A 9549-nucleotide genomic window follows, 5' to 3' on the forward strand; every position below is an offset into this window, starting at 1 on the left:
CGATCAATGGCCTCTACAAAACCGAGGTGATCTGGCGCCAGCGGTCATGGCCCAGCGCATCGGCAGTCGAAATGGCCACCCTGCGCTGGGTCGACTGGTACAACAATCAGCGCCTTTTCGGCCCCATCGGCTACATCCCGCCCGCCGAGGCCGAGGCAAACTACTATGCAGCCAAAGAGACCCTCGATATGGTTGCGTGACTCAATTGAAAATGCCTCCGCGAAACCCGGGGCGCTTCAGGGCAAATTCAGGCAAATCAGGGAGACGACCGCGAACAACTTACAAGACAAATCGTTGCTTTTTCAGTGTAGGTAGGGGTAGGGACGCCATCAGCTCGCTTGACACAAGGTTCTACACTCGACAGCGGGGTCCTCTACCACCGGGCAATTCTGCAGGATGCTGCAAACCGCGCGATATCAATGGCGGGCGAAAATTCGCTGACCGGCGCTGCCGAAGGCCACCACCGTATAGGGTTGGCGGGCAGCGCCTGCCACTTCCATGCCCTCCGAACCGATCGGCATCCCCGCAACCGCAATGCCTTTGACGCCCGCAGGACGGGTCGCCAGCAAGCGCTTGACGTCGGATATCGGGACATGGCCCTCGATCATATAGCCATCGACGATCGCGCTGTGGCAAGATGCCAGCGTCCGGGGCATGCCGGCCTTGCGCTGAAGCTCGCTGCGCGACGCATCGTCACGCATGACGACCTTGCGTCCCAGCTTCGCGCGCACGGCCTGCGCCCACTTCTCGCAACATCCACATCCCGGATCCCGGTGGACGACGATATCACTGGCCGCAAGCGCTACGCCGGGCATGGCGAGGAACAGCAAGGCGACGAATAGGCGGGTCTTCATGAAATGACTCCCGGAAGAACGATAAGCATGGGGCAGAGGCCCCTTCTTTTCTATACGCATCAATGCGCCCCTCCCCTCATCACGCAGATGATTTTACGATGGCGGGCGGCCTCCAGGCTAGCGGCAGGGACACAAGCAGCGCTAGCGATAGACCACCAATCCCCCACAGAACGAGCGGCTGCGCCCCGGGAGCGACGATGGCTATCGCCAGCGGCGCGAGCGCCTGCCCGATGCTGGCGGCGGAATGCTGGAAACCGAGCTTCACGCCTGAAGGGGCCCCGCCGCCGCTGATCCAGAAGCTGGTGACCAATCGAAGGGTTGCCGAGCTCCAGCCGGCAGCAACGATGATCCCACTGAGCTCGGCCATACTCGCGGCGACAGGAAACATGAAAAGTGCCACAGCCAGCAGGCCCAGCGTCAATCCGGCAAGCCGCCTCGGCACAGTGACCAGCCAATCCAGCTTTGCATGGAAGATCTGTGCCGCCAGCATGCCCAATCCGCAGAGACTGAGCATCCAGGCGATCTCTTCGCGGCTCAGCGAAATGGCGCTCCGCGTCACCAGGAGATTGACATGCATCGCCGCCAGCCCGCCGCCCGCGACGATCGTGATAAAAAGCAGGATCAACGTCGCGCCGAGCGTAGGCGCGGGCAGGTCTCCGCCATCGATGCAAGGTGCACACCAGCGCGGCAGACGCACGGCGCAAAGCGCCGCCCCGACGGCACCGATGCCGAGAGCGAGGATCATGAGGGGAGCGCGGGGCAGGATCGCGGCCGAGACCTCCGCCACCAGCGGACCGGCGAGATCGCCCAGAAACACGAAGGCGGTCAGCCAGGTGAAGCGGCGCGCCTGGTCCGCGCGCCCGCTTGCGGCAAAGCTCGCGCAGAGCAAGCCCAACGGTATGATGGCGGCCGACGCCATCCCCGCCACCAGACGCAATGCATAAAGCTCAGGCAACCCGACGAGGCCGATCGGCGCGGTCACCAGCGCGAGGATGACCAGCGCTGCGCGCAACATCGCCCGATAGTCGACCCGGTCCGCGATCCAGCCCCAGAGCGGCGCCGCCAGCAAGGCTGCCAGGGGATGGACCGCGGTCAGGCTCGCGACGTGAAAATCATGAGCGCTTGACGATAGCGCGCCACGAGCCGGGTCGACCAGTGCCGGAAGGAAGGCGAGAATGGCCGTCTGTCCCGCCGACGCCGCAGCCGCCGCGAGCAACAAGACGAAAAAGGAGGCCGGCCAGCGACCGTTGGCTTGCGATCCAGCCTTGTCACGCGGCGCGTTCGCGGTCGATCCCTCGAGTGGCCATCCGCGGATCACCACCAGGCGCGCAAGCCGATCACCAGCCTGTGTTCGGAAGGCCCTTCCCTGCGCAGGCGACGGAAATCGGCCGTGCCGTCAAATGCGCGCTCCCAGACGAAGCCGATATAGGGCGCGAACTTGCGCGACACCTCGTAGCGCAACCGTCCGCTCAGCTCGACATTGCTGAAGCCGCTGCCGAGCTGCCGATCGCTCGACCGCTTCGAATAGATATTGGTTTCCACCTGCGGCGTAAGGATCAACCGATTGGTGAACAGGACCTCATAGGAGGCCTTGGCGCGCGCCGCGAGACGCCCATCGGTTCCTACATAGCCGGTGAGCTGGACGTCGAACCAATAGGGCGCCAGTCCCTCGACGCCGGCGGCGAGCCAGGTGGTCGCACCCTTGCCGAGATCCTGCCTGACCCCGAGCAGCGTGCCCCAGAACGGGTTCTTGCTGTGCCACCACAGCGCCTCGACGCTGCTCTCCGGATCGAGACGTTGGTCGCGGGAGTTCTTGAGGCCCTGGCTGCGCAGCCAGAGCTTGTCATTGTCCTGACCCTTGGTGACGAGCACGGTCCAACCCACGCCCTGACCCTCGTTGCCGCTGGCGAATTCGAGCTCATCGACAAGTATCTTGGGGATCGAGAGCTTGTCGGCCATCTCATAGCCCGGCAGCGTCGAGTTGCGATAGCCGTCGGCATAATCGTCCGAGTTGCGCGCGTCCGGCGGGGCCTTGCCACCCTGCATCGAGCCCATGTCCATCGTGGCGCCGTTACCGGACGCCTTCGTGTCGGTCATATCCATGCCCGGCATGTCCATGCCCGCATGGTCCTGAGAGCCTTGCGCGGAAGGGGTGTGCTGAGCGGGAGTGGCCGTTTGGGCAGGGGTGGCGGCGGGCGACGGGGGCGAGGCATCCTGCGCGAGGGCGGGAGCCGTGATCGCCGGCGCCAGGAAGAGGGCAGCGACAAGAGCGATGCCGCGCGAGGGGAAAATCCGGATCATGCGACCACCACCTCCCGGAACATGCCGGCCGCCATGTGATAGAGCAGATGGCAGTGGAAGGCCCATCGGCCCATGGCGTCGGCGGTGACGCGGAAGCTCACCCGCTGGGCGGGCTGGACCACGACCGTATGCTTGCGGACCTGGAAGGCGCCGTCCGGGCCTTCGACATCGCTCCACATGCCGTGCAGATGCATCGGATGCGCCATCATCGTGTCGTTGACGAAGGTGACGCGCAGCCGCTCGTTTGGCTTGAAATGAAGCGGCCTGGAATCGTTGAGCTTGATGCCGTCGAGCGACCAGATGAACCGTTCCATATTGCCCGTCAGATGCAGCTCGATGTCGCGCTCGGGCTCGCGCGGGTCGGGATCGCCGCCCGGCGTGCGCAGATCGGCCAGCGTCAGCACGCGCCAGCCGCGCCCGCGCAGCCCGGCGCCGGGATCGTCGAGATTGGTGCGCGGATAGTCGACGCGCATGTCGGTATTGGCGCCATATTCGGTGCGGGCGTGCCGTGCCGTGGCCGGCATCTCGGTCATGCCGTGCCCGGCATGCGCGTCGCCTCCCATTGCGCCCATCGTCGCCATCGCGCCCATCATGTCGACCGGCTCGAGCCAGGTCCGGGCATCGAGCGGCGGCACGGCTGCCGCCATGCCCGGGGCCGGTGCGATCGTGCCACGCGCATAGCCGCTCCGATCGATCGCCTGCGCGAAGATGGTGCGGGCGCCGCCCTCGGGCATGGTGAACTCGACGTCGTAGGTCTCGCCCGGGCCGATCCGGAATTCCTCGACCGTGACCGGCTCGACCGGCTGCCCGTCGGTCGATACGACCGTCAGCTCGACCCCGGGGATCCGCACGTCGAAGAACGTCGCCGTCCCCGCGCCGACGAAGCGCAGGCGCACGCGCTCGCCGGGCGCGGCGATACCGGTCCAGTTGCCGGCGGGCGGCGCGCCGTTCATCAGATAGGTGTAGGTCGCGGCAGAGACATCGCTGTAGTCGGTCGGGTTCATCCGTGAGCTGTTCCACATCCGCCGCCGCTCGAGCGCCTTGCCCAAGCCCATGGTGCCGACATCCTTGAGGAAATCGCCGGCGGTCGGCTGCGCAAAATTATAGTAGCTGCTCTGCTTCTTGAGATTGAGGAAGATCTGCAACGGCGGCTCGTCCGACCAGTCGCTGAGCACGATGCAATAGTCGCGATCGGGCGCCCGCGCCGTCGGCACCTGTTTTGGCTCCACGATGATCGCTCCATAGAGTCCCGTCTGCTCGGCGAGCGTGTGAGCGTGATACCAGTAGGTTCCGCTCTGGCGGACCTCGAAGCGATAGGTGAAGGTCTCGCCCGGCGCGATGCCGGCAAAGCTGATGCCGGGCACGCCGTCCATCTCCGCCGGCACGATGATGCCGTGCCAATGGATGCTCGACATCTCCTTGAGGCCGTTGCGTACGCGCAGCGTGACCGTGTCGCCTTCGCGCAGGCGCAGGACCGGCGCGGGCACGCTGCCGTTCACGGCGGTCGCGATACGGCGTTTGCCGGTGAAGTTGACCGGCAGCTCGGCGATCTCGAGGTCGAACTCGGTCCCGCTCAGCTCAGCGGGCAAGGTTGGTGCGGATCGCGCGAGAAGCGCCGGGGCGAAACCGGCGACCGCGCCGCCGATCGCCAGCCCCTGGACGAAACGGCGCCGCGCGATCGGCCGGATATGTAAGGGAGACATGAACTGTACTTTCGCGAAGTCGGCTTCAGGCGAGGTCGAGGACGATCCGGCCCTCGATGTCGCCATGATGCATGCGGGAGAAGACGTCGTTGATGTTCTCGAGCCTGTCCGCATGGACCGTGGCCTTGACCTTGCCCTCGCCGGCGAACGCCAGTGCCTCGAGCAGATCGAGCCGCGTGCCAACGATCGAGCCGCGCACGGTAATGCCGTTCAGCACGGTGTCGAAGATCGACAACGGGAAGTCGCCCGGCGGCAGGCCGTTGAGCGCGACCGTGCCGCCGCGCCGGACCATGCCGAGCGCCTGCTGGAACGCCTTGGGCGAAACGGCGGTCACCAGCGCCCCGTGCGCGCCGCCAATGGCTTTCTTGAGCGCTGCCGAAGGGTCCTCGTTGCGCGCGTTGACCGTCAGTGTGGCGCCAAGGCGTGTAGCGAGGTCGAGCTTGCTATCGTCGATGTCGACCGCGGCCACATTGAGACCCATGGCTCGGGCATATTGCACCGCCATGTGGCCGAGCCCGCCAATGCCGGAGACGACCACCCACTCGCCGGGTCGGGCCTCGGTGGCCTTCAATCCCTTGTAGACGGTGACGCCCGCGCAGAGGATCGGCGCAATGTCGAGGAAGTCGACATTGTCGGGAAGGTGACCAACATAGTTGGGATCGGCGAGGACATATTCGGCAAAGCTGCCATTGACCGAATAGCCGGTGTTCTGCTGTTCGTGGCAAAGCGTCTCCCAGCCACCCAGGCAATGCACGCAGTGCCCGCAGGCGGTGTAGAGCCAGGGCACACCGACCCGGTCGCCTTCCTTCACATGGGTGACGCCTGCACCGACGGCGGCGACATGCCCGACGCCTTCATGGCCAGGAATGAAGGGCGGGTTGGGCTTGACCGGCCAGTCTCCTTCTGCCGCGTGCAGGTCGGTATGGCACACGCCGGTTGCCGCAATCTTGACCAGGATCTGCCCGGGGCCGACCGCCGGGATCGGCGCCTCCTCGATGACCAGGGGCTTGCCGAATTCGCGGACGACCGCCGCCTTCATGGTTTTCGCCATGTCCGTTTCTCCTTTGAGCGAGGGGTCAGAACAGGCCGAGCGCGTGCTCGTCATAGGAGACGAGCAGGTTCTTGGTCTGCTGATAATGGTCGAGCATCATCCGGTGATTTTCACGCCCGAAGCCCGACGCCTTGTATCCGCCGAAGGCGGCATGGGCGGGGTACTGATGATAGCAGTTGGTCCAGACCCGCCCGGCCTCGATCGCGCGGCCGAGCCGGTAGGCGGTGTTGCCGCTCCGGGTCCAGACGCCCGCGCCAAGACCGTAGGCGGTGTCGTTGGCAAGTGCGATCGCCTCCTCGACCGTCTTGAAGGTGGTGACCGACAGGACGGGACCGAAGATCTCCTCCTGGAAGATGCGCATGTGGTTCTGACCCACGAACACCGTCGGCTGCACGAAATAGCCCTTGTCGAGCGCACCGCCCGGCAGCGCCCTGGCGCCACCGACCAGACACTGCGCGCCCTCGGCCTTGCCGATATCGATATAGCCCAGGATCTTGTGGAGCTGGTCCTCCGACGCCTGCGCGCCGACCTGGACCGAGGGGTCGAGCGGATCGCCCTGGCGGATCGCGGCGACGCGCGCCACGGCGCGCTCGATGAAGCGGTCGAAGATCGACTCATGGATCAGCGCACGCGACGGGCAGGTGCAGACCTCGCCCTTGTTGAACGCGAACAAAGTAAAGCCTTCGAGCGCCTTGTCGAAGAAGGCATCGTCGTCGTCGAGCACGTCCGCCATGAAGATGTTCGGCGACTTGCCGCCAAGCTCCATAGTCTGGGGGATCAGATGGTCGGCGGCCGCATGCATGATCTGCTTGCCGGTGACGGTCTCGCCGGTGAACGAGACCTTGGCGATGCGCGGATTGGCGGCGATCGCCTGGCCGACGGTCCGTCCCGGGCCGGTAACGACATTGAGCACGCCGGGCGGCAGGATGTCGGCGGTGAGCTCGGCGAACATCAGCAAGGTGAGCGGCGTCTGGGATGCGGGTTTGATGACGGTGCAGTTGCCCGCCGCCAGCGCCGGGGCGATCTTCCACGCCGCCATCAGCAGCGGGAAGTTCCACGGGATGATCTGGCCGACGACGCCGAGCGGCTCGCGGAAATGATAGGCGATGGTGTCCGCATCGATCGTCGAGATGCCGCCTTCCTCCGCCCGGATGCAGCCGGCGAAGTAGCGGAAATGGTCGATCGCGAGCGGCACGTCGGCAGCGCGCGTCTCGCGGATCGGCTTGCCATTGTCGATCGTCTCGGCAAGTGCCAGCAACTCCAGATTGTCTTCGAGCCGGTCGGCGACGCGATTGAGAATCCTGGCGCGTTCGGCGGGCGCGATCCTTGCCCATTGATCCTTGGCGGCGTGCGCCGCATCGAGCGCGCGCTCGACATCTTCCGGCGTCGACAGCGCGAACTCGGCGATCTGGGCGCCATTGATCGGGCTCGTGTCCGCGAAATACTCGCCGCTCGCAGGAGCGCTCCATCGACCACCGATGAAATTATCATAGCGGTGTCGGAAGGAGGCCGCCGCGTTAATGGTCCCGATCGCCTTCTCGAACATAACCTGACTCCATCTCTATCGATGGCCTGACGGAGTAATCTCTTTGCCCGGGCGGCCTATAAGTAAGTTCCGCAGAAGTTAGTCTGGCATCGGTGTCGCGGGCTTTGAGGGTCAGACACGCCAACGGAGCCGATGACTATTCATCGACTCCCGAACCTATTCGCGCACGCCTGATCGGAATTATGCCGAGACACGCTTACTCGGCCGATTCTTGTTTAGGTGAGGGCGGCGCTTGGCATTCCAATTCTGGCATTACGCCCGGATGCGCTTTAGGCTCACCCAATCGCCTTTCTGAAGCGTCCCGTCCCTCACGCGGAAATGAGCGTAATGGTCGTCGAAAATCTGGTCGACTTCGACATGACCGACAAGGCGGCGGTGGCGCGGCGTTGCGTGATAGACTTCGAGTATCTGCCCGATGTGCGCGCCATCGGCCTTGCCCAGGCAGGCCACTGTGCCGCCCGCATCCGTACGGACGATCTTGCCGCGCATGAACAAGCTATGGCCGATACCCTGTGCGAGGAGCGGCGTGCTGCCAAAGAGCAGAAAGCCAACAGCAGCACCGACGCCAAGATGCTTTCGCATCACTGTTTCCTCTCTCACGTTAGTTGCTCGGTCCCGGCTTTGAAAGCTGGGAGCACGGGGCGACGCTGGGCATCGTCAAAGAACTGGCCCGCCGCGGGGCGGCGGCGGGCCCTCAGCCCCGGGGGGTGTTTTATCGGGGCTGGAAACTTCACATGTCGCTCATCGGCTTGTCGGCCATGGGCTTGGCGGTCTTCTTCTTCGCGACCGGCTTGGCCTTCTTCATCGGCATCTTGCAGCAGCCACTCTTCGCCTTACCGGCCATGCCCGAGCCGTTCGATGCAGGCGACCCGCCGGACATGCCGGCCATCCCCGACATGCCCTGTTGATCCTGCTGGGCCGGTTGCCCCGGCTGCTTCTGCGCGCCGGCCTGATGATCCTTCATCATCTGATCGTGCATCTGCTGCCCGCCATGATCCATGCCCTGCTGGTGGGCATGGGCCGGCGCAGTCTGCGCGGGCGCGGGCGTCGACTGGGCGAGAGCGGTGCCGGCGGCGAAGGTTAGCGTCGCAAAGAGGCTGATGGTCGCCGCGCGAAATATCGTCTGTCGCATTGAGGGTCTCCGAGTGTTCGTCCTGGTGCCCGATCGACGTTCCGATCCCGGCAATTCCGAAGCTTCAATGCTGCTAGCGAGACGCAGTCTGTATACGTAACTTACGAATCCGCTTTTGATCGCGACAAGCATGCGCGGGATCGTGCGGGGTGGACCATGGTCCAAGGTCAAGCGAATTCATGATCCCGCTTGATGGCGGCCGGCAGCGAAGTGCAAAAACCAATTGGCCCGCCGTGGGAGAACGGCGGGCCAAAGCTGCGGTTGAACCAGGCCACGGTCGTTGGCCACCCAGCCTCGTGGTCGGAGCTGGCTTAATTGCAGGGTCAGCAACCACCCCGCGACCTATGCAACATGCGGGAGGCTCCGTCCTGGGTCCCCATCTCCCGCATAGCGATCCGATGGTCCTGCATCATCTCACCGTGCATCCGCACTTCGCGGTGTCGCATGCCTTGCATCTGGGCCGTGTCGGACCGAGCCGGCGCCGGCTTCGCCTTGAGCGTCTGTTCAAGGTCGGGCATGCCCGGCGGCATCCCATCGGCGAGAACTGGCCCGGCGCCGACGGCAAGGACGCCAAAGGCTGCGAGCGAAGCGATAATCGCTGCTTTCTTGCGCAAATATGATTCCTTCAAGTCTGAGTTTCAGTGCGACCGGACACATGCCCGGTCGATTCTCGCTCCCCAGGGAGCTTGCCGTTGAGATGGTATCGGCCTGGAGGTGGCAGTATACGTAATTTGCGAAGCTGGCGGTCAGCCTGCAATGTCCGCTTTAGTTCGGCTACTAGCAAAAGCTGGGCGCGGATGACCGAAGACGGCGGCCATCAAAGCCTCCGCCTAGCCCGAGCACTGGGAAGCGACGCCGCCTGCTGCAGTGGCGAACAGCGAAAGGTAAATCGCACGCCGCTTTTGCTTCGGCGCGATCGTGGCAAGGCCCACCGCCGAACCAGCCACTCGGACTGGCCCAGG

Annotated in this window: 10 protein-coding genes; 2 read left to right on the forward strand and 8 right to left on the reverse strand. The window is 64.7% G+C overall.

Translation table 11 applies throughout. The features are described from left to right. Positions 1–200: integrase core domain-containing protein (locus tag SCA01S_RS21185; protein ID WP_245652865.1), on the forward strand; the 200-nt coding region annotated here is incomplete at its 5' end. A gap of 216 nt (positions 201–416) precedes the next feature. Here the strand turns inward: SCA01S_RS21185 and SCA01S_RS21190 are convergent. The 8 genes from SCA01S_RS21190 to SCA01S_RS22690 form a co-directional block, all read right to left on the reverse strand. After that, positions 417–854, reverse strand: coding sequence for a DUF411 domain-containing protein (locus SCA01S_RS21190; protein WP_007683347.1), 438 nt, complete (start codon positions 852–854; stop codon positions 417–419). 79 nt (positions 855–933) lie between these two features. Beyond that, the gene (locus SCA01S_RS21195) at positions 934–2175 is read right to left on the reverse strand and encodes an MFS transporter (protein WP_007683345.1); all 1242 of its coding nucleotides are present in this window, start codon (positions 2173–2175) and stop codon (positions 934–936) included. Further along, on the reverse strand, positions 2169–3155 hold the full coding sequence (locus tag SCA01S_RS21200) for a copper resistance protein B (protein WP_174544822.1): 987 nt from the start codon (positions 3153–3155) through the stop codon (positions 2169–2171). Before SCA01S_RS21200 ends, SCA01S_RS21195 begins: the two co-directional genes overlap by 7 nt. Continuing rightward, positions 3152–4858, reverse strand: coding sequence for a copper resistance system multicopper oxidase (locus SCA01S_RS21205; protein ID WP_062788780.1), 1707 nt, complete (start codon positions 4856–4858; stop codon positions 3152–3154). Before SCA01S_RS21205 ends, SCA01S_RS21200 begins: the two co-directional genes overlap by 4 nt. A gap of 25 nt (positions 4859–4883) precedes the next feature. Beyond that, positions 4884–5909, reverse strand: coding sequence for an alcohol dehydrogenase AdhP (gene adhP / locus SCA01S_RS21210; protein ID WP_037569599.1), 1026 nt, complete (start codon positions 5907–5909; stop codon positions 4884–4886). A 25-nt stretch (positions 5910–5934) separates the two neighbouring features. Continuing rightward, positions 5935–7455 (reverse strand): aldehyde dehydrogenase family protein, encoded by a 1521-nt coding sequence (locus tag SCA01S_RS21215; protein ID WP_062788781.1) that lies wholly within the window; start codon positions 7453–7455, stop codon positions 5935–5937. Positions 7456–7707: 252 nt separating this feature from the next. Next, positions 7708–8037: a hypothetical protein gene (locus SCA01S_RS21220; protein ID WP_062788787.1), complete on the reverse strand. Its 330-nt coding sequence runs from the start codon at positions 8035–8037 to the stop codon at positions 7708–7710. A 148-nt stretch (positions 8038–8185) separates the two neighbouring features. Then, positions 8186–8587: a hypothetical protein gene (locus SCA01S_RS22690; protein WP_174544823.1), complete on the reverse strand. Its 402-nt coding sequence runs from the start codon at positions 8585–8587 to the stop codon at positions 8186–8188. Between the two features lie 398 nt (positions 8588–8985). On the opposite strand from SCA01S_RS22690, the gene SCA01S_RS22695 reads away from it, so the two are divergent. Then, positions 8986–9207: a hypothetical protein gene (locus tag SCA01S_RS22695; protein ID WP_170172292.1), complete on the forward strand. Its 222-nt coding sequence runs from the start codon at positions 8986–8988 to the stop codon at positions 9205–9207. Positions 9208–9549 lie beyond the last annotated feature (342 nt).

Origin of the sequence: Novosphingobium capsulatum NBRC 12533, from assembly GCF_001598375.1 — a bacterium.
Lineage (GTDB): Bacteria > Pseudomonadota > Alphaproteobacteria > Sphingomonadales > Sphingomonadaceae > Novosphingobium > Novosphingobium capsulatum.

Excerpts from the sequence above, each read along its gene's own strand:
- SCA01S_RS21190 (WP_007683347.1), bottom strand. The coding sequence starts at position 854 with ATGAAGACCCGCCTATTCGTCGCCTTGCTGTTCCTCGCCATGCCCGGC.
- SCA01S_RS21200 (WP_174544822.1), bottom strand. The coding sequence starts at position 3,155 with ATGATCCGGATTTTCCCCTCGCGCGGCATCGCTCTTGTCGCTGCCCTC.
- SCA01S_RS21205 (WP_062788780.1), bottom strand. The coding sequence starts at position 4,858 with ATGTCTCCCTTACATATCCGGCCGATCGCGCGGCGCCGTTTCGTCCAG.
- adhP (WP_037569599.1), bottom strand. The coding sequence starts at position 5,909 with ATGGCGAAAACCATGAAGGCGGCGGTCGTCCGCGAATTCGGCAAGCCC.
- SCA01S_RS21215 (WP_062788781.1), bottom strand. The coding sequence starts at position 7,455 with ATGTTCGAGAAGGCGATCGGGACCATTAACGCGGCGGCCTCCTTCCGA.
- SCA01S_RS21220 (WP_062788787.1), bottom strand. The coding sequence starts at position 8,037 with ATGCGAAAGCATCTTGGCGTCGGTGCTGCTGTTGGCTTTCTGCTCTTT.
- SCA01S_RS22690 (WP_174544823.1), bottom strand. The coding sequence starts at position 8,587 with ATGCGACAGACGATATTTCGCGCGGCGACCATCAGCCTCTTTGCGACG.
- SCA01S_RS22695 (WP_170172292.1), top strand. The coding sequence starts at position 8,986 with ATGGTCCTGCATCATCTCACCGTGCATCCGCACTTCGCGGTGTCGCAT.